This is a genomic window from Pseudothauera hydrothermalis, assembly GCF_003345255.1.
Lineage (GTDB): Bacteria > Pseudomonadota > Gammaproteobacteria > Burkholderiales > Rhodocyclaceae > Pseudothauera > Pseudothauera hydrothermalis.
Genome location: NZ_CP029331.1, coordinates 469477 through 490283, shown reverse-complemented (window position 1 = coordinate 490283; position 20807 = coordinate 469477). Strand labels below are relative to the sequence as shown.

General features: G+C 59.9%; 23 protein-coding genes. All 23 read right to left on the bottom strand.

The window, feature by feature from the left end; translation table 11 throughout:
* Position 1 precedes the first annotated feature (1 nt).
* Positions 2–535, bottom strand: a complete 534-nt coding sequence (gene rplF / locus DIE29_RS02315; protein ID WP_114649076.1) for a 50S ribosomal protein L6 — start codon at positions 533–535, stop codon at positions 2–4.
* A 10-nt stretch (positions 536–545) separates the two neighbouring features.
* Complete coding sequence (rpsH, locus tag DIE29_RS02310) at positions 546–941, bottom strand: 30S ribosomal protein S8 (RefSeq protein ID WP_102040857.1); 396 nt, start codon at positions 939–941, stop codon at positions 546–548.
* A 13-nt stretch (positions 942–954) separates the two neighbouring features.
* Entirely contained in the window at positions 955–1260 is a 306-nt protein-coding gene (gene rpsN / locus DIE29_RS02305) for a 30S ribosomal protein S14 (protein ID WP_114649075.1), read from the bottom strand.
* Between the two features lie 7 nt (positions 1261–1267).
* Complete coding sequence (rplE, locus tag DIE29_RS02300; protein ID WP_102040855.1) at positions 1268–1807, bottom strand: 50S ribosomal protein L5; 540 nt, start codon at positions 1805–1807, stop codon at positions 1268–1270.
* A 9-nt stretch (positions 1808–1816) separates the two neighbouring features.
* Positions 1817–2134: a 50S ribosomal protein L24 gene (gene rplX / locus DIE29_RS02295; RefSeq protein ID WP_102040854.1), complete on the bottom strand. Its 318-nt coding sequence runs from the start codon at positions 2132–2134 to the stop codon at positions 1817–1819.
* 12 nt (positions 2135–2146) lie between these two features.
* Positions 2147–2515 carry a 50S ribosomal protein L14 gene (gene rplN / locus DIE29_RS02290; protein ID WP_114649074.1) on the bottom strand — a complete coding sequence of 123 codons (369 nt, stop codon included), beginning with the start codon at positions 2513–2515 and terminating at the stop codon, positions 2147–2149.
* A 144-nt stretch (positions 2516–2659) separates the two neighbouring features.
* Complete coding sequence (rpsQ, locus tag DIE29_RS02285) at positions 2660–2929, bottom strand: 30S ribosomal protein S17 (RefSeq protein WP_102040852.1); 270 nt, start codon at positions 2927–2929, stop codon at positions 2660–2662.
* The gene (gene rpmC / locus DIE29_RS02280) at positions 2926–3120 is read right to left on the bottom strand and encodes a 50S ribosomal protein L29 (protein ID WP_102040851.1); all 195 of its coding nucleotides are present in this window, start codon (positions 3118–3120) and stop codon (positions 2926–2928) included. Before rpmC ends, rpsQ begins: the two co-directional genes overlap by 4 nt.
* A 4-nt stretch (positions 3121–3124) precedes the next feature.
* A complete protein-coding gene (gene rplP, locus DIE29_RS02275; RefSeq protein WP_102043070.1) occupies positions 3125–3538 on the bottom strand; it encodes a 50S ribosomal protein L16 in 414 nt (137 codons plus the stop codon).
* A complete protein-coding gene (gene rpsC, locus DIE29_RS02270) occupies positions 3538–4308 on the bottom strand; it encodes a 30S ribosomal protein S3 (RefSeq protein ID WP_114649073.1) in 771 nt (256 codons plus the stop codon). Before rpsC ends, rplP begins: the two co-directional genes overlap by 1 nt.
* Before the next feature lie 9 nt (positions 4309–4317).
* Positions 4318–4647, bottom strand: coding sequence for a 50S ribosomal protein L22 (gene rplV / locus DIE29_RS02265; RefSeq protein ID WP_108079559.1), 330 nt, complete (start codon positions 4645–4647; stop codon positions 4318–4320).
* A 9-nt stretch (positions 4648–4656) separates the two neighbouring features.
* The gene (gene rpsS, locus DIE29_RS02260) at positions 4657–4932 is read right to left on the bottom strand and encodes a 30S ribosomal protein S19 (RefSeq protein WP_102040848.1); all 276 of its coding nucleotides are present in this window, start codon (positions 4930–4932) and stop codon (positions 4657–4659) included.
* 10 nt (positions 4933–4942) lie between these two features.
* Positions 4943–5770 carry a 50S ribosomal protein L2 gene (gene rplB / locus DIE29_RS02255; RefSeq protein WP_114649072.1) on the bottom strand — a complete coding sequence of 276 codons (828 nt, stop codon included), beginning with the start codon at positions 5768–5770 and terminating at the stop codon, positions 4943–4945.
* A 6-nt stretch (positions 5771–5776) separates the two neighbouring features.
* Positions 5777–6082, bottom strand: coding sequence for a 50S ribosomal protein L23 (gene rplW, locus DIE29_RS02250; RefSeq protein ID WP_102040846.1), 306 nt, complete (start codon positions 6080–6082; stop codon positions 5777–5779).
* Entirely contained in the window at positions 6079–6699 is a 621-nt protein-coding gene (gene rplD, locus DIE29_RS02245; RefSeq protein ID WP_114649071.1) for a 50S ribosomal protein L4, read from the bottom strand. Before rplD ends, rplW begins: the two co-directional genes overlap by 4 nt.
* An 11-nt stretch (positions 6700–6710) precedes the next feature.
* Complete coding sequence (gene rplC / locus DIE29_RS02240) at positions 6711–7355, bottom strand: 50S ribosomal protein L3 (protein WP_114649070.1); 645 nt, start codon at positions 7353–7355, stop codon at positions 6711–6713.
* A gap of 118 nt (positions 7356–7473) precedes the next feature.
* Positions 7474–7785, bottom strand: coding sequence for a 30S ribosomal protein S10 (gene rpsJ / locus DIE29_RS02235; protein ID WP_102040843.1), 312 nt, complete (start codon positions 7783–7785; stop codon positions 7474–7476).
* 50 nt (positions 7786–7835) lie between these two features.
* Positions 7836–9026: an elongation factor Tu gene (tuf, locus tag DIE29_RS02230; RefSeq protein WP_102040831.1), complete on the bottom strand. Its 1191-nt coding sequence runs from the start codon at positions 9024–9026 to the stop codon at positions 7836–7838.
* A gap of 27 nt (positions 9027–9053) precedes the next feature.
* On the bottom strand, positions 9054–11153 hold the full coding sequence (gene fusA, locus DIE29_RS02225; RefSeq protein WP_114649069.1) for an elongation factor G: 2100 nt from the start codon (positions 11151–11153) through the stop codon (positions 9054–9056).
* Positions 11154–11262: 109 nt separating this feature from the next.
* Complete coding sequence (gene rpsG, locus DIE29_RS02220; protein WP_102040841.1) at positions 11263–11733, bottom strand: 30S ribosomal protein S7; 471 nt, start codon at positions 11731–11733, stop codon at positions 11263–11265.
* 33 nt (positions 11734–11766) lie between these two features.
* Entirely contained in the window at positions 11767–12144 is a 378-nt protein-coding gene (rpsL, locus tag DIE29_RS02215) for a 30S ribosomal protein S12 (RefSeq protein ID WP_102040840.1), read from the bottom strand.
* Positions 12145–12275: 131 nt separating this feature from the next.
* The gene (gene rpoC, locus DIE29_RS02210; protein ID WP_114649068.1) at positions 12276–16490 is read right to left on the bottom strand and encodes a DNA-directed RNA polymerase subunit beta'; all 4215 of its coding nucleotides are present in this window, start codon (positions 16488–16490) and stop codon (positions 12276–12278) included.
* Between the two features lie 90 nt (positions 16491–16580).
* Positions 16581–20714, bottom strand: coding sequence for a DNA-directed RNA polymerase subunit beta (rpoB, locus tag DIE29_RS02205; protein ID WP_114649067.1), 4134 nt, complete (start codon positions 20712–20714; stop codon positions 16581–16583).
* Positions 20715–20807: the final 93 nt, after the last annotated feature.

Here is a 20807-nt window from a genome sequence, read left to right as displayed (position 1 = left end):
CTTACTTCTTCTTGGTTTCCTTGAGCACCACCACTTCATCCGCATAGCGGACGCCCTTGCCCTTGTAGGGCTCAGGAGCGCGATAGGCACGAACTTCGGCCGCAACCTGACCGACTTGCTGCTTGTCGATCCCCTTGATGACGATCTCGGTCTGCGACGGGGTTTCCACCTTCACGCCTGCAGGCATCTTGTGCACCACAGGGTGGGAGAAGCCCAGCGACAGATTCAAGGTGTCGCCTTGCGCCTGGGCACGATACCCCACGCCCACCAGCGAGAGCTTGCGCTCGAAGCCCTTGGAAACACCGATCACCATGTTGTTGATCAGCGCGCGCATCGTACCGCTCATGGCGCGCGCATTCTCCGCGCCGTCTACCGCCTTGCACACCACGACGTTACCTTCACGCGCAACCGCAACCGCAGGATGCAACGGCCGGCTAATCGTCCCCAGCGGGCCCTTGACCGAAATTTCAGCGCCACCGATGGTGACCTCGACTCCCGCGGGAATGGCCACCGGATTTTTTGCTACACGAGACATGGCACCCCCTTTAAGCGACCACGCAGAGCACTTCGCCACCAACACGACTGGCGCGCGCGGCGCGATCGGTCATCACACCTTTCGGTGTCGACACGATGGCAACCCCCAAACCGTTCATCACGCGCGGCAATTCGTTGCTGCCCTTGTAGATACGCAGCCCCGGCCGACTGACACGCTCGATGCGCTCAATCACCGGACGTCCGGCGTAATACTTCAGCTCGACATCAAGTTCGGCCTTTCCGCCGTTTTCATGCACCGCATAGCTTTCGATATAACCTTCATCCTTGAGCACACGGGCAATCGCCACCTTGAGCTTGGACGACGGCATGCTCACCCGCGCTTTTTGAGCTTGCTGAGCGTTACGGATGCGGGTCAGCATATCGGCGATCGGATCGGACATACTCATTTTTGCTCTCTCCTTACCAGCTCGCCTTGGTCATGCCCGGCACTTCGCCGCGGAACGCGATCTCGCGCAGCTTATTGCGACACAAACCGAACTTGCGGAACACCCCACGCGGACGACCAGTCAGACTGCAGCGGTTGCGCACGCGCGTCGGGTTGGCATTGCGCGGCAGTTGCTGAAGTTTCAAACGCGCCGCCATACGCTCTTCTTCGGACAAAGACGTGTCCTTGACCTGCGCGACCAACGCAGCCCGCTTGGCGGCAAACTTAGCAACCAGCTTGCGACGCTTGTCTTCGCGATTGATCAGAGCCAGTTTCGCCATATCACCCTCAATTCTTGAACGGGAATTTGAACGCCGCCAGCAGCGCACGCGCTTCCTGGTCGGTTTTCGCCGTCGTCGTGATGCTGATGTTCATTCCACGGAGCGCATCGATCTTGTCGTACTCGATTTCCGGGAAAATGATCTGCTCTTTGACGCCGAGGTTGTAATTGCCGCGGCCATCGAAACCCTTGGCAGCAATGCCGCGAAAGTCACGGATACGAGGCATGGCCACGGTGATCAGGCGATCCAAAAACTCGAACATACGCGGACCACGTAGCGTCACCATGCAACCGATCGGATAACCATCGCGAATTTTGAAACCCGCAATCGACTTACGCGCGCGGGTCGCTACCGGCTTCTGACCGGCGATCTTCGCCATGTCGGCGATCGCATTTTCCAGAATTTTCTTGTCGCCAACCGCCTCACCAACACCCATGTTGAGCGTGATCTTGGTGATACGCGGAACCTGCATCACGGACTTGTAACCGAACTGCTTGATCAGCTCGGGCACCACCGTCTCTTTGTAGTACTGCTGCAAGCGCGCCATTGCCACTCCTTACGCGTCCACCAGCTCGCCATTCGACTTGAAGAAACGCACCTTGCGACCATCCTCAAGCACTTTCACCCCAACCCGATCCGCCTTCTGGGTCGCAGCATTGAACAGCGCAACATTCGAAATGTGGATGGGCATCTCTTTTTCGACGATACCCCCCACCTCACCTTTCATCGGATTCGGACGAACGTGCTTCTTGACGCGATTGACACCTTCGACAACCACACGCTCTTCGCCCACCCGGCGCAACACCGTGCCCCGACGACCGCGATCTTTGCCGGTCAGCACAATGACTTCATCACCCTTGCGGATTTTGTTCATATCGACGACCCCTTAGAGCACTTCCGGCGCCAGCGAGACGATTTTCATGAACCGCTCCGAGCGCAACTCGCGCGTTACCGGCCCGAAAATACGCGTACCGATCGGCTCGAGCTTGTTGTTGAGCAGCACCGCAGCGTTGCCGTCGAACTTGATCAGCGACCCATCCGGGCGACGCACACCCTTGGCAGTACGCACCACCACGGCGTTATAGACATCGCCTTTTTTCACACGGCCGCGCGGCGCGGCATCTTTGACGGTCACCTTGATGATGTCACCAATGCCGGCATAGCGACGCTTGGAGCCACCCAGCACCTTGATGCACATCACCGAACGCGCGCCGGTATTGTCGGCCACATCCAGCCTGGATTGCATTTGAATCATGAATTAACTCTCCAACTTATCCCGCAGCGCGGTCAGTTTTGGAACCCGTTCGGGTAGATGCCCCGAAGGAGCCCCGGAGCAAAGACGAAAAGTATAGCAGCTTGGCAAACTATTGCCAAGCTGCGCTTACTTAAACATCAACGCTTAGATGACACGAGCTTTTTCCAAAACGCGCGTCACTTTCCAGCTCTTGGTTTTAGAGATCGGCCGGCACTCTTCAATCTCGACCAGATCACCAGCCGCCGCCCCGCCTTCTGCAACATCGGCGTGATACTTCGCCGAACGGGTAACGATCTTACCGTACAGCGGATGCTTGACCCGACGCTCCACCAACACGGTGACCGTCTTTTGCATTTTGTCGCTGACCACGCGCCCGACCAGCGCGCGCCGAACTTTTGCGGACTCTTCACTCATGACTGACCTGCCTTTTCACGCAGCACGGTGCGCACCCGTGCGATGTCGCGCCGCACCTTTCCGAGTTGGCTCGTATTGCTGAGCTGTTGAGTCGCCTTTTGCATGCGCAGGGAAAACTGCGCTTTCAGCAGATCAAGCAACTCACGATTCAATTCATCCGCGCTCTTGGCGCGAAGTTCGCTCGCCTTCATTTGCTTACCCCACTTGGCGCGTCACGAACACGGTGTCGATCGGAAGCTTCGCAGCGGCAAGCCGGAACGCTTCACGGGCGAGCGCTTCGTCCACGCCGTCCATTTCATACAACACCTTGCCAGGCTGAATCTCGGCCACCCAGTACTCGGGGTTCCCCTTTCCGTTACCCATCCGAACTTCGGCCGGTTTTTTGGAGATCGGCTTATCCGGGAAGATACGGATCCAGATTCGGCCACCACGCTTGATGTGACGCGTCATGGCGCGGCGGGCGGATTCAATCTGCCGAGCGGTCAGACGCCCGCGGCCAGTAGCCTTGAGCCCAAACTCGCCGAAGCTGACCTTTGTGCCCCGGGTCGCCAGGCCTGTGTTACGCCCTTTCTGCTCCTTGCGATACTTTCTGCGCGTAGGCTGCAGCATCATTCACTCCTGCTATCTTCTTGCCGGCCCGCATCGCGGCGAGCAGCGCGGCGGCCCGGGCGCGCCTCATCAGCTCGCGGCGCAGCGCGGCGCCCGCGACGGTTCTCGGCTTCGGGCTCCGCCGCGACCGGCTGTTCATTACGGCCGAGTTGATCGCCCTTGTAGACCCACACTTTGATACCGATGACACCATAGGTGGTGCGCGCTTCCGAGACACCGTAATCGATGTCGGCGCGCAGGGTGTGAAGCGGAACGCGACCCTCGCGATACCATTCGGTACGCGCAATCTCGGCGCCGTTCAAGCGCCCGGAACTCATGATCTTGATACCTTGCGCGCCCAGGCGCATTGCGTTTTGCATCGCGCGCTTCATTGCGCGGCGGAACATAATGCGCTTTTCGAGCTGCTGTGCAATCGAGTCAGCGATCAGCTTAGCGTCGAGTTCCGGCTTGCGAACTTCCTCGATGTTCACATGCACCGGGACACCGACGATCTTTTGCAGATCGCGCTTCAGATTCTCGATGTCTTCGCCTTTTTTGCCGATGACCACGCCGGGACGGGCACTGTAGAGCGTAATCCGGGCGTTCTTGGCGGGCCGCTCGATGACTACACGGCCCACCGATGCATGCGCCAAGCGTTTTTTGAGGAAGTCACGAACCTGCAGGTCCTCACTGAGCATGCGCGGAAAGTCACGGCTGGAGGCATACCAGCGCGACGCCCAATCACGCGTGACCGCGAGGCGGAATCCGGTCGGATGGATTTTCTGACCCATATCTACTCCTTATTCCCCGACGGTCACATAAACATGACACGTGGGTTTGAGGATGCGGTTGCCGCGCCCCTTAGCACGCGCGGTGAAGCGTTTCAGCGACATCCCTTCCTCGACGTGGATGGTCTTGATCTTGAGCGTATCGATGTCGGCACCGTCATTGTGCTCGGCATTGGCGATTGCCGATTCGACCACTTTTCGAATGATCTTGGCGCCTTTCTTCGGCGAGAAGGCAAGAATGTTGAGCGCCTGATCGACCGGTTTGCCGCGCACGAGGTCAGCCACCAGACGACCCTTTTGGGCCGAAAGGCGCACCCCGCGCAGGATGGCTTTGGTTTCCATACTCACTCCTTACCTCTTCGCCTTTTTGCTGGCAGCATGACCTTTGAACGTGCGGGTCAGCGCAAACTCGCCCAGCTTATGACCAACCATGTTCTCGGTGACATACACCGGAATGTGCTGACGACCGTTATGCACAGCAATCGTCAGACCGACAAAATCAGGAAGAATCGTCGAACGGCGAGACCAGGTTTTGATCGGACGCTTGTCGTTGCTGCTGCGCGCAGCATCTACCTTTTTCAGCAGATGGGCGTCGACGAACGGGCCTTTCTTGATTGAACGTGCCATCTTTTACCCCTTAACGCTTATGCCGACGCTGCACGATCATGGTGTCGGTGCGCTTGTTGCGACGCGTACGATACCCCTTGGTCGGCTGCCCCCACGGGCTGCGCGGCACACCGCCCTCACCGGTACGACCCTCACCACCACCGTGGGGGTGGTCGATCGGGTTCATCGCCACACCGCGCACCGTCGGGCGGATACCGCGCCAGCGATTCGCCCCGGCCTTGCCGATCTTGCGCAGACTGTGCTCTTCGTTACCGACTTCACCGATGGTGGCACGACATTCGACATGCACCCGGCGGATTTCGCCGGAACGCAGCCGCAGTTGCGCATAGACGCCTTCACGGGCGAGCAGCTGAACAGAGGTGCCAGCGGCGCGAGCCAGCTGGGCGCCTTTGCCGGGAAACATTTCGACGCAATGGATAGTCGAGCCCACCGGAATATTGCGAATGGGCAGCGCATTGCCCGGCTTGATCGGAGCCTCCGAGCCGCTCACCACCGTTTGACCGACTTCCAGCCCCTTGGGCGCGATGATGTAACGGCGCTCGCCATCGGCGTAACACAACAAGGCAATGTTGGCGGAACGGTTCGGGTCATACTCGATCCGTTCGACCTTGGCAACGATGCCATCCTTGTTGCGACGAAAGTCGATCAGACGATAGTGCTGTTTATGGCCGCCACCTTGATGCCGGACCGTGATCCGCCCGGCGTTGTTGCGCCCTGCCTTACGACTTTGTTTTTCGATCAAACCCGCATACGGGCGCCCCTTGTACAGCGAGGCATTGACCACCTTGACCATCGCACGACGGCCGGCGGACGTAGGCTTCAGTTTTACCAGTGCCATGACTTATCACTCCCCAGCCACAAAATTGATTTCCTGGCCGGGCTTGAGGCAGACGAACGCCTTTTTCCAGTCCTTGCGCCGACCGAGCATCCGACCGAAACGCTTGACCTTGCCCTTCACGTTCGCAATCTGCACCGACTCGACCTGAACCTTGAAAAGCAACTCGACCGCAGCTTTAACCTCAGGCTTGGTGGCATCGGATGCGACCTTGAACACCACTTGCTCATTCTTGTCGGCGACAAAAGTCGCCTTCTCGGAGATCTGCGGCGCGAGCAACACCTGCAACAGACGCTCCTGGCTGTAAGCACTCATTGCCACGCCTCCTCCATCTGCGCCAGCGCAGCCTTGGTGACCAGTACCTTGTCAAAGCGCACCAAGGAAACCGGATCGGTTTCATGCACCTCAAGGACCAACACGTCATGCAAATTGCGCGACGACAGGAACAAGTTCTCATCGAGCTCGTCGGTAATCACCAACACCGACCCCAGCCCCATACCTTTGAGCTTTTGTGCAAGCAATTTGGTCTTGGGCGCCTCGACACTGAAATTCTCGACCACAGCCAACCGATCTTCGCGCGCCAGCTGCGACAGAATCGAGGCCACACCGGCGCGGTACATCTTGCGATTGACTTTTTGCGAGAAATTCTCGTCGGGCGAACTCGGGAATATCTTGCCGCCACCACGCCACAGCGGGCTGGACGCCATGCCAGCGCGCGCACGGCCGGTGCCCTTTTGACGCCACGGCTTACGGGTAGACTTGGCGACGTCAGAGCGTCCCTTTTGCGCGCGATTACCCGAACGAGCATTGGCCAAATAGGCGGTCACCACCTGATGGACAAGCGCTTCATTGAATTCCCGACCGAACAGCACGTCGGACGCTTCGAGCGTAGCCGAAGGCTGACCTTGATCGTTCAGCAGTTTAAGTTCCATTACGCCCTCGCTCAGTTACCCGCCTTCACCGCGGGACGAACGATCACGTCACCGCCCCGGGCACCAGGAACCGCCCCCTTGACCAACAACAACTGGCGCTCAGCATCAACCCGCACCACTTCCAGGTTTTGCGTGGTGCGAGTGACGTTACCGTATTGCCCCGCCATGCGCTTACCCGGAAAGACACGACCGGGGTCTTGTGCCATACCAATAGAGCCCGGCGCGTTGTGCGAAATCGAGTTGCCATGCGAGGCACGGTTGGAGCTGAAGTTGTGCCGCTTGATTGAGCCGGAAAAACCTTTACCGATCGAGGTGCCGGTGACATCCACCTTCTGCCCCACCGAGAAAAGATCCACGCTCAACACATCACCCGCTTTCAACTTGGAAAGCTGGTCGACGTCGACGCGAAACTCCTTGAGAATATGACCGGCTTCGACACCGGCTTTGGCAAGATGCCCGGCAAGCGGCTTATTCACGCGACTTGCACGACGCTTGCCGAAAGTCACCTGAACAGCGGCATAGCCATCCACTTCAGGCGTCTTGATCTGGGTCACGCGATTATTGGACACATCCAGCACCGTTACCGGAATGGCGCGACCATCCTCGGCAAAAATGCGAGTCATGCCCACCTTGCGACCAACAAGGCCTAGACTCATTTTTTTCTCCTGATTCCCGGTTACGATTGACCGAGCCCTAAAACGTTCTCTTTGCGCAAAGAAGCACAAAGGCCGGATTATACCGGCCTTTTCTTGTTTTTGACAAGCCAGGTCGTGCTTATTGCAGCTTGATTTCGACATCCACGCCAGCCGGGAGATCGAGCTTCATCAGCGCGTCGACCGTTTTATCGGTGGGGTCGATGATATCCATCAGACGCAGATGGGTGCGGATTTCCATCTGATCGCGGGATGTTTTATTCACATGCGGCGAACGCAACAGGTCGAAGCGTTCGATACGCGTCGGCAGCGGAACCGGCCCGCGCACCACGGCGCCGGTACGCTTGGCTGTATCGACGATTTCCAGCGCGGACTGGTCGATCAAGCGGTAGTCGAACGCCTTGAGACGGATGCGGATTTTCTGGCTTTGCATGGCATTTCCTAAAAAGAGCGAAGGTGCGCCGTGGCGCACCCGAACAGGGATTACTCGATGATCTTGGACACGACACCGGCGCCGACGGTACGCCCGCCTTCGCGGATCGCAAAGCGCAGACCTTCTTCCATTGCGATCGGCGCAATCAGCTTCACCGTGATCGATACGTTGTCGCCCGGCATCACCATCTCGGTGCCTTCCGGCAGCGTGATCGCACCGGTCACGTCCGTGGTGCGGAAGTAGAACTGCGGACGGTAGTTGTTGAAGAACGGGGTGTGACGACCGCCTTCTTCCTTGGACAGCACATACACTTCGCCGGTGAAGTGAGTGTGCGGGGTGATCGTGCCCGGCTTGGCCAGCACTTGGCCGCGCTCGACTTCTTCTCGCTTGGTGCCGCGCAGCAGCACGCCGACGTTGTCACCGGCCTGACCTTGGTCGAGTAGCTTGCGGAACATTTCCACCCCGGTGCAGGTGGTCTTGGCGGTCGGACGGATGCCAACAATTTCGATTTCTTCGCCAACCTTGATCACCCCACGCTCGACACGACCGGTCACCACCGTGCCGCGACCGGAGATCGAGAACACGTCTTCGATCGGCAGCAGGAACGGCTTGTCGATTGCACGCTCCGGGGTCGGAATGTAGCTGTCCAGCGCTTCGGCCAGACGCATGATCGCCGCTTCGCCAATGTCGGACTGGTCGCCTTCGAGCGCCTTGAGCGCCGAGCCTTTGATGATCGGAATGTCGTCGCCCGGGAATTCGTACTTCGACAGCAGCTCGCGCACTTCCATTTCCACCAGCTCGAGCAGCTCTTCATCGTCGACCATGTCGCACTTGTTCAGGAACACGATGATGTAGGGCACGCCCACCTGACGGGCCAGCAGAATGTGCTCGCGGGTCTGCGGCATCGGGCCGTCGGCGGCCGACACCACCAGAATGGCGCCGTCCATCTGCGCGGCACCAGTGATCATGTTCTTCACATAGTCGGCGTGACCCGGGCAGTCCACGTGCGCGTAGTGCCGATTGGCGGTTTCGTATTCCACATGCGCGGTGTTGATGGTAATGCCGCGCGCTTTCTCCTCAGGCGCCGCATCGATCTGGTCATATGCCTTGGCCTCGCCACCGAACTTCTTGGCCAGAATCGTGGTGATCGCCGCCGTCAGCGTCGTCTTGCCATGGTCAACGTGGCCGATCGTGCCTACGTTTACGTGCGGCTTGGTCCGCTCGAACTTACCTTTCGCCATGAGTGCATTCCTTATTGATTCAGCAGATTACTTGCGACTATTGATGACCGCCTCGGCGACGTTCTTGGGCGCTTCGGCATAATGTTTGAATTCCATCGAATAGGTGGCCCGACCCTGAGTGAGCGAGCGCAAGGAGGTGGCGTAACCGAACATTTCGGCCAAAGGCACTTCCGCCTTGATTTCCTTGATGCCACCCGGCAGATCGTCCATGCCTTGGACGATACCGCGACGACCGGACAGATCCCCCATGACGTTGCCCATGTACTCCTCTGGCGTTTCGACCACCACCGCCATCATCGGCTCGAGCAGCACCGGATTGGCGCGCCGCATCGCCTCTTTGAAGGCCATCGAACCAGCCATCTTGAAGGCGTTTTCGTTCGAGTCGACATCGTGGTAGGAACCGAAGTGTAGCGTCACCTTGACATCGACCACCGGGAAGCCAGCCAGCACACCGTTGTTCAGCGTCTCCTGGATGCCTTTGTCCACCGCCGGGATGTACTCGCGCGGCACCACACCGCCTTTGATCGCGTCCACGAACTCGTAGCCCTTGCCTTGTTCGGCCGGTTCGAGGTTAATGACCACATGACCATACTGCCCGCGACCGCCAGACTGCTTGACGAACTTGCCTTCCACGTCATTGACCGCCTTGCGGATGGTCTCACGGTAAGCAACCTGCGGCGCACCGACATTGGCCTCGACGTTGAATTCCCGTTTCATGCGGTCGACGATGATCTCCAGATGCAGCTCACCCATGCCGGAAATGATCGTCTGACCGGACTCCTCATCGGTACGCACCCGGAAGGACGGGTCTTCGGCCGCCAGGCGAGACAGGGCGATACCCATCTTCTCCTGGTCGCCTTTGGTCTTGGGCTCGACCGCGACGTGAATCACCGGATCGGGGAACACCATGCGTTCGAGGATGATCGGCGCACTCGGATCGCACAAGGTGTCGCCAGTGGTGACCTCTTTCAGGCCCACCACCGCGGCAATGTCACCCGCCAGCACCTCTTTGATCTCATGCCGCTCATTGGCATGCATCTGCAGGATGCGGCCGATGCGCTCTTTCTTGCCCTTGACCGAATTGAGCACCGTAGAACCCGACTCCAGCACGCCGGAATACACACGGACAAAGGTCAACTGACCGACGAACGGGTCGGTCATGAGCTTGAAAGCCAGGGCGGAGAATTTTTCGCTGTCATCCGCACGGCGGCTGGCTTCTTGTTCGTGCTCGTCAACCCCTTGCACCGGCGGGATATCGACCGGCGACGGCAGAAACTCGATGACCGCATCCAACATGCGCTGCACACCCTTGTTCTTGAAGGCGGTGCCGCACAGCATGGGTTGAATCTCGCAGGCGATGGTGCGCTTACGCAGGCCGAGCTTGATCTTTTCCTCGGGCAGATCGCCGTTTTCGAGGTATTCGTTCATCAGCTCCTCGGAGGCTTCGGCAGCGGCCTCGACCATCTGCTCGCGCCACTTTTCGGCTTCAGCCTGAAGTTCGGCCGGGATTTCGCGATACTCGAACTTCATGCCCTGAGAGGCCTCGTCCCAGATGATCGCCTTCATTTTGATGAGATCGACCACGCCGGCAAAATTGTCTTCCGCCCCGATCGGAATGACGATGGGCACCGGGTTGGCCATCAGGCGTGCCTTCATCTGCTCGACGACCTTGAAGAAGTTGGCGCCGGAGCGGTCCATTTTGTTGACGAACGCCAAGCGCGGCACCTTATATTTGGTCGCCTGACGCCATACGGTTTCCGACTGCGGCTGCACGCCGCCGACCGCGCAATAAACCATGCACGCGCCATCGAGCACACGCATCGAGCGCTCCACCTCGATGGTGAAGTCCACGTGGCCCGGGGTATCGATGATGTTGAACCGATGCTCCGGATAGTTCAGGTCCATCCCTTTCCAGAAGCAAGTGGTGGCTGCGGAAGTGATGGTAATGCCGCGCTCTTGCTCCTGCACCATCCAGTCCATGGTGGCAGCGCCATCATGGACTTCGCCGATCTTATGGTTCACGCCGGTGTAGAAAAGGATGCGCTCGGTCGTAGTGGTTTTGCCGGCGTCGATGTGAGCGGAGATACCGATGTTGCGGTAACGCTCGATGGGTGTCTTACGAGCCACGGTGTATTCCTGCCTTTCTTCAATCGCGCCGGTGGCACGATGTGTTTGATGTTGCGTTACAAAACAATCGAGCCCTTCGCAGGGCTCGAATCACTACCAGTAAACGAAATCAGAACCGGTAGTGGGAGAATGCCTTGTTGGCCTCGGCCATGCGATGCACTTCTTCGCGCTTTTTCATGGCCGCACCCCGACCTTCTGCCGCTTCCAGCAACTCACCCGCAAGGCGCTGCGCCATGGATTTTTCGGCGCGCTTGCGGGCCGCTTCACGCAGCCAGCGCATCGACAGCGCCATACGGCGCGACGGACGCACCTCTACCGGCACCTGATAGTTGGCGCCACCCACCCGACGGCTCTTGACTTCAACGACCGGCTTGACATTGGCGATCGCCGCAGAGAACACCTCCAGCGGATCCTTGCCGGACTTGGCGACGATTTGATCGAACGCGCCATAGACGATGCGCTCAGCAACCGACTTTTTGCCGGACTGCATGATCACATTGATGAACTTGGACACATCTTGCGACCCATATTTGGGGTCGGCCAGAATTTCGCGCTTGGGAACTTCACGACGACGGGGCATGACAATCTCTCGCTATTCGTTGAATGCCGGCAATCAGGCCTTCTTGGGACGCTTGGCGCCGTACTTCGAGCGCGCCTGCTTGCGATCCTTGACCCCCTGGAGGTCAAGCGAGCCGCGCACGATGTGGTAGCGAACACCCGGCAAGTCTTTGACACGACCGCCGCGAATGAGGACCACCGAGTGCTCTTGCAGGTTGTGCCCTTCACCACCGATATACGAAATCACTTCAAAACCGTTGGTCAGGCGAACCTTGGCCACCTTCCGCAGCGCCGAGTTCGGCTTTTTCGGAGTGGTGGTATAGACGCGCGTGCACACACCGCGCCGCTGAGGGCACGCTTCCAGGGCCGGCACCTTGCTTTTGGCGACGGCATTTTCCCGCGGCTTGCGGACAAGCTGATTGATTGTTGGCATAGCTTAAGAATTTCCCAAAAAACCGAGGCAGCCACAACGGCCGCCTCGGGCGGATGATTCCGGCTGAGACTAACTACGATTGGTCAGTCCACAAAAAGAGGCCGGAGTGTAGTCCGAAAACCCCTTTTTCGTCAACTAGCTTCCACGTCCTGACTTTGTGCTGCAGCCGTCTCGACCGCAGGCCAGGCGTGCGCGCCTCCCAGGTCCTCTCCGCTATTCTGCGCCCGACGGTTGCGGTGATACGCCAGACCGGTACCGGCCGGAATCAGGCGACCGACGATGACGTTTTCCTTCAGGCCGCGTAGTTCGTCGCGCTTGCCCATGATCGCCGCTTCGGTCAACACACGGGTGGTTTCCTGGAACGACGCCGCGGAGATGAACGAGTCGGTCGACAGCGACGCCTTGGTAATACCCAACAACAGGTTCTCGAACTGCGCCGGCAGTTTGCCCTCGGCGATCATGCGATCGTTCTCGTCGAGCACTTCTGAGCGTTCGACCTGTTCTTCACGGATGAACTTGGTGTCGCCCGGGTCGGTAATGACCACGCGACGCAGCATCTGGCGAACGATGACCTCGATATGCTTGTCGTTGATCTTTACACCCTGTAGGCGATAGACGTCCTGCACCTCGTCGATGATGTAGTGGGCCAGCGCCTCGATGCCCTGCAGACGCAGAATATCGTGTGGGTCGGCCGGACCGTCGACGATCAGCTCGCCTTTGTTGACCACCTGGCCGTCGTGCACGATCAGGTGCTTGTCCTTCGGGATCAGGAACTCGTGCGCCTGACCGTCCGGCTCGGTGATCACCAGACGCTGTTTGCCCTTGGTGTCTTTACCGAACGACACCGTGCCGGTGTATTCGGCCAGCAAACCGGCGTCCTTGGGCGAACGCGCCTCGAACAACTCGGCCACACGCGGCAGACCACCGGTAATGTCGCGGGTTTTGGCAGATTCCTGCGGAATACGGGCGAGCACGTCGCCCACATTCACCTGCTGTCCATCTTTGACCGTGATCAGCGAGCCGACCTGGAAGGTAATCGCCACCGCATGCTCGGTGCCGGCGATCTTGATTTCCTCGCCGTTCTCGTCGAGCAGTTTGACTTGCGGGCGCACGCCTTTGGCGGTAGCCGAGGTCGAACGCCGCTTGGCGTCGATCACCACCAGGGTGGACAACCCGGTGACTTCGTCGATCTGCTTGGCGACGGTGACGCCTTCTTCGACATTTTCGAACTTCACCGTCCCGGCGTACTCAGTAATGATCGGGCGGGTGTGCGGATCCCAGCTCGCCAACTGCGTGCCGGCCTTGATCGCCGTGCCATCGTCGACCAGCAACGTGGCGCCGTAAGGTAGTTTGTGGCGTTCGCGCTCACGGCCCATTTCGTCGGCCACCACCAACTCGGCCGAACGCGCGATGACGATTTTCTCGCCCTTGGCATTGGCCACATAGCGCATGTTGCCGGCAAAGCGGATCGTACCGGTGGACTTGGCTTCCACTCCACTGGCCGCCGCAGCCCGGGAGGCCGCGCCGCCGACGTGGAAGGTCCGCATGGTGAGCTGGGTACCCGGCTCGCCGATCGACTGCGCGGCAATCACACCCACCGCTTCGCCAACGTTGACCATTTGTCCGCGGCCCAAGTCGCGGCCGTAGCACTTGGCGCACAGTCCGTAGCGGGTCTCGCAGGTCAGCGGAGTGCGCACCTTCACCTCATCGATGCCCAGCCGCTCGACCAGGTCGACCAGATCTTCGTCGAGCAGCGTGCCGGCTTCGATGACCGTCTCTTGCGTATCCGGGTTGACCACGTCTTCGGCACATACCCGGCCAAGAATACGCTCGCGCAGCGGTTCGACCACTTCGCCGCCTTCGATCAGGGCCTTCATGTAGAACCCATCGCGGGTGCCGCAATCTTCTTCGGTCACCACCAGATCTTGGGTCACATCGACCAAACGACGGGTCAGATAACCGGAGTTGGCGGTCTTCAGCGCGGTATCGGCCAGACCTTTGCGGGCGCCGTGCGTCGAGATGAAGTACTGCAGAACGTTCAACCCTTCGCGGAAGTTGGTGGTGATCGGGGTCTCGATGATCGAGCCGTCCGGCTTGGCCATCAGACCGCGCATACCGGCCAACTGCCGGATCTGGGCGGCAGAGCCGCGCGCGCCGGAGTCGGCCATCATATAGATCGAGTTGAACGACTCCTGCTTGGTTTCCTTGCCATTGCGATCGATCACCGGCTCGTGGCCAAGCTGTTCCATCATCGCTTTGGCCACCTGGTCACCGCAACGCCCCCAGATGTCGACCACTTTGTTGTAGCGCTCGCCGTCGGTCACCAAGCCAGACGTGTATTGCTGGGCGATCTCCTTCACTTCGGCTTCCGCCGCACGGATCAGCTCGTCCTTGAGCTTGGGCACGAGCATGTCCTTGATGGCGATGGAAATCCCCGCGCGGGTGGCCAGCGCGTAGCCGAACTGCATCAGTTTGTCGGCAAAAATCACCGTCGCGCGCAGACCGCAACGGCGGAACGAGGCGTTGATCAGGCGGGAGATTTCTTTTTTCTTCAGCGGCTTGTCGATGACGCTGAAAGGCAGTCCCGACGGCAGAATCTCGGACAGAATGGCGCGCCCGGCAGTGGTCTCATAGCGGGTGACCTTTTCACGCTGCTCGCCGTCCGGGGTCACTTCGACTTCCTTCAGACGCACCGAGATGCGGGCATGCAGCGAAAGCTGACCCGATTCGTAGGCGCGTTTGACTTCCGCGACATCGGCCAACAACATGCCTTCGCCCTTGGCATTGACCGCCTCGCGGGTAGCGTAATACAGCCCCAGCACGATGTCTTGCGACGGCACGATGATCGGCTCGCCGTTGGCCGGCGAGAGCACGTTGTTGGAGGCCAGCATCAAGGTGCGGGCCTCCATTTGCGCTTCCAGCGACAGGGGCACGTGCACCGCCATCTGGTCGCCGTCGAAGTCGGCGTTGAAGGCCACGCAAACCAGCGGGTGGAGTTGGATCGCCTTGCCTTCGATCAACACCGGTTCGAACGCCTGAATACCCAGGCGGTGCAGGGTCGGCGCACGGTTGAGCAACACCGGGTGCTCGCGGATCACCTCTTCGAGGATGTCCCACACCACCGGCTCCTGGTTTTCCACCATTTTCTTGGCTTGCTTGATGGTGGTCGCCAGCCCCATCAGTTCGAGCTTATTGAAGATAAAGGGCTTGAACAGCTCCAGCGCCATCAGCTTGGGCAGACCGCATTGGTGCAGCTTGAGTTGCGGCCCGACCACGATCACGGAACGGCCGGAGTAGTCGACGCGCTTACCCAACAGGTTTTGACGGAAGCGGCCACCTTTGCCCTTGATCATGTCGGCCAGCGACTTCAGCGGACGCTTGTTGGCGCCGGTCATGGCCTTGCCGCGGCGGCCGTTGTCGAGCAGCGAATCGACCGCTTCTTGCAGCATGCGCTTTTCGTTACGCACGATGATCTCGGGCGCCTTGAGCTCCAGCAGACGCTTGAGGCGGTTGTTGCGGTTGATGACCCGACGATAGAGGTCGTTCAGATCCGAGGTGGCGAAACGGCCGCCATCCAGCGGCACCAGCGGACGCAGGTCCGGCGGCAACACCGGCAGCACTTCCAGGATCATCCATTCGGGCTTGATCCCGGATTGCTGGAAGGCTTCGAGTACTTTCAGGCGTTTGGAGAACTTCTTGATTTTGGCTTCGGAGCCGGTGCTTTCCAGTTCGCCGCGCAGCTTCTCGATCTCGAGATTGATGTCCAGCGTGCGCAGCAGCTCACGGATGCCTTCGGCCCCCATCACCGCATCGAAGTCATCACCGTATTCTTCGACCTTGGCCAGATAATCGTCTTCGGTGAGCAGTTGGCCCCGACTCAGTGGCGTCATGCCCGGCTCAATCACCACGAAGGCTTCGAAATAGAGCACGCGTTCGATGTCGCGCAGCGTCATATCGAGCACCATGCCGAGACGGCTCGGCAGGCTCTTCAGGAACCAAATGTGCGCCACCGGCGAGGCCAGCTCGATGTGGCCCATCCGTTCGCGGCGCACTTTGGACAAGGTCACTTCGACACCGCATTTTTCACAAATCACGCCGCGGTGCTTGAGACGCTTGTATTTGCCGCACAGGCACTCGTAATCCTTCACCGGGCCGAAGATCTTGGCGCAGAACAGGCCGTCGCGCTCCGGTTTGAAGGTACGGTAGTTGATGGTCTCGGGTTTTTTGACTTCCCCGTAAGACCACGAGCGGATCTTGTCCGGAGAGGCCAGACCGATCGTGATCGCGTCGAACTCTTCCTCGTTCGGCAGGGTTTGCTTGAACAGGTCAGCGAGCAAGCTCTTCATCAATGTCTCCAGCGAGGAGTAGGGCCGGGCCGGTCGGGCGCGGGGGAGATGGTCCGCCCCACAGCGCGCCGCCGGCCCGCGGCCGGTTTCTTAGTAGCGGTCCAGGTCGATGTCGATCGCCAGCGAGCGGATTTCCTTCACCAGCACGTTGAACGACTCGGGCATGCCGGCGTCGATCTTGTGGTCGCCCTTGACGATGTTCTCATACACCTTGGTCCGCCCGGTCACGTCGTCCGACTTGACGGTGAGCATTTCCTGCAGCGTATAGGCTGCACCGTAGGCTTCCAGCGCCCAGACTTCCATCTCACCGAAGCGCTGGCCGCCGAACTGTGCCTTGCCACCCAGCGGCTGCTGGGTCACCAAGGAGTACGGCCCGGTGGAGCGCGCATGCATCTTGTCATCGACCAGGTGGTGCAGCTTCAGCACATGCTTGTAGCCCACGGTGACCTTGCGCTCGAACGGTTCGCCAGTGCGCCCGTCATAGAGCGTCACCTGCCCGCTCTCCGGCAGCCCCGCCAGCGCCAGCATCTTGCTGATCTCTTCTTCCTTGGCACCATCGAACACCGGCGAGGCAAAAGGCACGCCTTGGGTCAGGTTGCTGGCCAGCTCAAACACTTCGTCGTCGGCCAGCGCCGCGATGTTTTCCGGGGTACCGCTCTCGTTGTAGATCTGCTCCAACAGGCTGCGCACCTCCTGCACCGCGGCGTTGGCGCGCAGCATGCGGTCGATTTTCTGTCCCAGGCCCTTGGCCGCCCAACCCAGATGGGTCTCCAGAATCTGGCCGATGTTCATCCGTGAGGGCACACCAAGCGGGTTGAGCACGATATCGACCGGGGTGCCGTCTTCCATGTACGGCATATCTTCGACCGGTACGATCCGCGACACCACCCCTTTGTTGCCATGGCGGCCGGCCATTTTGTCGCCGGGCTGCAGGCGACGTTTGACCGCGAGGTAGACCTTGACCATCTTCTGCACACCCGGGGGCAACTCGTCGCCTTGGGTGAGCTTTTTCTTCTTGATCTCGAAGGCGTGATCGAAGTCCTTATGAGTCTTTTCCAGACCTTCGCGCACCGCCTCGAGCTGCGCGGCCAGCTCTTCATCGGCCACGCGAATGTCGAACCAGTGATAGGGTTCGAGCTGGTCGAGATAAGCGTCGGTAATCTCGCTGCCTTTGGCGAGTTTCTTCGGACCGCCGTTGGCCTTTTGCCCGACCAGTTGACGGCGCAGACGGGCAAAGGCGTCGCGTTCGACGATGCGCATCTGGTCGGCCAGATCGGTCTTGAAGCTGCGCAGCATGTCATCGATGATCGACTGGGCACGCTTGTCGCGCTCGATACCTTCGCGGGTAAATACCTGCACGTCGATCACGGTACCGACCATGCCGGCGGGTACCCGCAGCGAGGTGTCCTTCACGTCGGACGCCTTTTCGCCGAAGATCGCGCGCAACAGCTTTTCCTCCGGGGTCAGCTGGGTTTCGCCCTTGGGCGTAACCTTGCCCACCAGCACGTCACCGGCTTCGACTTCGGCGCCGATATACACAATGCCGGATTCATCCAGGCGGGAAAGCTGGGCTTCGCCGAGCGAAGCGATGTCGCGGGTGATTTCCTCGGGTCCGAGCTTGGTGTCGCGGGCGACCACGGTCAGCTCTTCGATATGGATCGAGGTGAACCGGTCTTCAGCCACCACCCGCTCGGAAATCAGGATGGAGTCCTCGAAGTTGTAGCCGTTCCAGGGCATGAACGCCACCAGCATGTTCTGGCCGAGCGCCAACTCACCCAGATCGGTCGAGGCCCCATCGGCAATCACGTCGCCCTTGCTGATCACATCGCCAACTTTGACGATCGGACGCTGGTTGATATTGGTGTTTTGGTTGGAACGGGAGTATTTGATCAGGTTGTAGATATCCACGCCGACCTGGCCGGCGACGTTTTCATCGTCGTTGACCCGCACCACGATACGGTTGGCGTCTACATAGTCCACCACGCCGCCGCGTAGCGCCTGCACCGCGGTGCCGGAGTCGACCGCCACGGTGCGCTCGATGCCGGTGCCGACCAGTGGCTTTTCCGGACGCAAGCAAGGCACCGCCTGGCGCTGCATGTTGGCGCCCATCAATGCGCGGTTGGCGTCGTCGTGTTCCAGGAAGGGAATCAGCGAGGCCGCCACCGAAACGATCTGCCCCGGCGCCACGTCCATGTACTGAACCTGATCGGCCGTGGCCAAGGTGAATTCACCCTTGTGGCGGCAGGACACCAGTTCGCCGGCCAGCGTGCCGTCTTCGGCCACCTCGGCATTGGCCTGAGCGATCACGTACTGCCCTTCTTCGATGGCCGACAGAAAATCGATCTGGTCGGTGACCTTGCCATCGATCACTTTCCGATACGGCGTTTCCAAAAAGCCATAGCGGTTGGTGCGGGCATAGACCGCCAACGAGTTGATCAGGCCAATGTTCGGGCCTTCCGGCGTCTCGATCGGACACACACGCCCATAGTGGGTCGGATGCACGTCGCGCACCTCGAAGCCGGCGCGCTCGCGGGTCAGACCGCCAGGGCCGAGCGCCGACACCCGACGCTTGTGGGTGATCTCGGACAGCGGGTTGGTCTGATCCATGAACTGGGAGAGCTGGCTAGAGCCAAAGAACTCCTTGATCGCGGCCGAAATCGGTTTGGCGTTGATCAGATCATGCGGCATCAGATTTTCCGATTCGGCCTGGGACAAGCGCTCCTTGACCGCGCGCTCCACCCGCACCAGACCGGCGCGGAATTGATTTTCGGCCAGCTCGCCCACCGAACGCACCCGGCGGTTGCCCAGGTGATCGATATCATCGATGTCGCCGCGGCCATTGCGCAGCTCGACCAGCACCCCGATGACCGCCAGGATGTCATCGTTCGACAGCGTGCCTGCGCCCTCTTCGCCTTGCGGGCCCACCCGCTGGTAGAAGCGCTTGAGCCAATCGGGAGCCTTGTCGTCGATTTTTTCCGGGTAGGCGCGGCGATTGAATTTCATCCGACCCACGGCAGACAGGTCGTAGCGCTCCTCGGAGTAGAACAACCCGTGGAACAACGCCTCGACCGCTTCTTCGGTCGGCGGCTCACCTGGACGCATCATGCGGTAAATGGCGACCTTCGCCGCCCACTGGTCGGAGGTCTCATCGATCCGCAACGTCTGCGAGATATAAGCCCCGCGATCGAGGTCGTTCACATACAAAGTCTGGATGTCGCGCACCCCGGCGTCACGCAGCTTGGCGAGGAGCTCTTCGGTGATTTCATCGTTGGCCCGCGCAACCAGCTCACCGGTCTCGGGATCGACGACATTGCGCGCCAGGATGCGCCCAAGAAGAAACTCCTCGGGCACCGCCAGACGGCTGATCCCGGCTTGATCCAGCTCACGGATGTGCTTGGCGGTGATGCGCTTGTCGCGCGCCACGATCAGACGACCATCCGGCGCGATGATGTCGAAACGCGCTACTTCACCGCGCAGCCGCTCGGGCACCACCGAGAACAACACCGACTCACCCGACAAATGGAAATCGTCGAAGTCGTGGAAGGTTTCGAGGATCTCCTCCGGCGTCATGCCGATTGCGCGCAGCAGGATGGTGACCGGCATCTTGCGCCGACGGTCCACCCGGAAGTACAGATAATCCTTGGGATCGAACTCGAAATCGAGCCAGGAGCCACGGTAAGGGATGATGCGCGCGGAAAACAGCAGCTTGCCCGACGAATGCGTCTTGCCGCGGTCATGCTCAAAGAACACCCCGGGCGAGCGATGCAATTGGGAGACGATGACACGCTCGGTGCCATTGATAACAAAGGAGCCGGTGTTGGTCATGAGCGGGATTTCGCCCATGTACACCTCCTGCTCTTTGACCTCCTTGATGGTCTCCTTGGGCGCATCGCGGTCCATGATGACCAGGCGCACACGCGCGCGCAGCGGCGAGGCAAAGGTCAAGCCGCGTTGCTGACACTCCTTCACGTCGAACGGCGGTTCGCCGAGCATGTACTGGACGAACTCGAGCCGGGCGTTGCCGCTGTGACTGGAGATCGGGAAAATCGACGTGAACGCGGCCTGCAGACCCTGATTCACGCGCAACTCCGGTGGCGTGTCAGCCTGCAAGAAGGCCGCGAACGACTCGATCTGGGTAGCGAGCAGGAAAGGCACATCCAGCACGGCCTTGCGCTTGGCGAAGCTCTTGCGGATACGCTTCTTTTCGGTGTAGGAATACGCCATGGATGCTCCGGGTAGAGGTCAGACGTCGGACAAACAACGTGCATAAAACAACTACAGAAGACAGCGCCCCGTAAAGGCTGGAACGAACCCCGA

Coding starts and splice junctions, on each gene's coding strand:
- rpsQ (WP_102040852.1), bottom strand. CDS start 2,929: ATGAGTGAAGAGTCCGCAAAAGTTCGGCGCGCGCTGGTCGGGCGCGTG.
- rpsN (WP_114649075.1), bottom strand. CDS start 1,260: ATGGCGAAACTGGCTCTGATCAATCGCGAAGACAAGCGTCGCAAGCTG.
- rpoC (WP_114649068.1), bottom strand. CDS start 16,490: ATGAAGAGCTTGCTCGCTGACCTGTTCAAGCAAACCCTGCCGAACGAG.
- rpsG (WP_102040841.1), bottom strand. CDS start 11,733: ATGCCCCGTCGTCGTGAAGTTCCCAAGCGCGAAATTCTGGCCGACCCC.
- rplD (WP_114649071.1), bottom strand. CDS start 6,699: ATGGAACTTAAACTGCTGAACGATCAAGGTCAGCCTTCGGCTACGCTC.
- rplP (WP_102043070.1), bottom strand. CDS start 3,538: ATGCTGCAGCCTACGCGCAGAAAGTATCGCAAGGAGCAGAAAGGGCGT.
- rpsH (WP_102040857.1), bottom strand. CDS start 941: ATGAGTATGTCCGATCCGATCGCCGATATGCTGACCCGCATCCGTAAC.
- rplV (WP_108079559.1), bottom strand. CDS start 4,647: ATGGAAACCAAAGCCATCCTGCGCGGGGTGCGCCTTTCGGCCCAAAAG.
- rplC (WP_114649070.1), bottom strand. CDS start 7,355: ATGAGTCTAGGCCTTGTTGGTCGCAAGGTGGGCATGACTCGCATTTTT.
- rpsC (WP_114649073.1), bottom strand. CDS start 4,308: ATGGGTCAGAAAATCCATCCGACCGGATTCCGCCTCGCGGTCACGCGT.
- rpsJ (WP_102040843.1), bottom strand. CDS start 7,785: ATGCAAAGCCAGAAAATCCGCATCCGTCTCAAGGCGTTCGACTACCGC.
- rplX (WP_102040854.1), bottom strand. CDS start 2,134: ATGAACAAAATCCGCAAGGGTGATGAAGTCATTGTGCTGACCGGCAAA.
- rpoB (WP_114649067.1), bottom strand. CDS start 20,714: ATGGCGTATTCCTACACCGAAAAGAAGCGTATCCGCAAGAGCTTCGCC.
- rpmC (WP_102040851.1), bottom strand. CDS start 3,120: ATGAAGGCGAGCGAACTTCGCGCCAAGAGCGCGGATGAATTGAATCGT.
- rplW (WP_102040846.1), bottom strand. CDS start 6,082: ATGAGTGCTTACAGCCAGGAGCGTCTGTTGCAGGTGTTGCTCGCGCCG.
- rplE (WP_102040855.1), bottom strand. CDS start 1,807: ATGGCGCGCTTGCAGCAGTACTACAAAGAGACGGTGGTGCCCGAGCTG.
- rpsS (WP_102040848.1), bottom strand. CDS start 4,932: ATGGCACGTTCAATCAAGAAAGGCCCGTTCGTCGACGCCCATCTGCTG.
- tuf (WP_102040831.1), bottom strand. CDS start 9,026: ATGGCGAAAGGTAAGTTCGAGCGGACCAAGCCGCACGTAAACGTAGGC.
- rplF (WP_114649076.1), bottom strand. CDS start 535: ATGTCTCGTGTAGCAAAAAATCCGGTGGCCATTCCCGCGGGAGTCGAG.
- rplB (WP_114649072.1), bottom strand. CDS start 5,770: ATGGCACTGGTAAAACTGAAGCCTACGTCCGCCGGCCGTCGTGCGATG.
- rpsL (WP_102040840.1), bottom strand. CDS start 12,144: ATGCCAACAATCAATCAGCTTGTCCGCAAGCCGCGGGAAAATGCCGTC.
- rplN (WP_114649074.1), bottom strand. CDS start 2,515: ATGATTCAAATGCAATCCAGGCTGGATGTGGCCGACAATACCGGCGCG.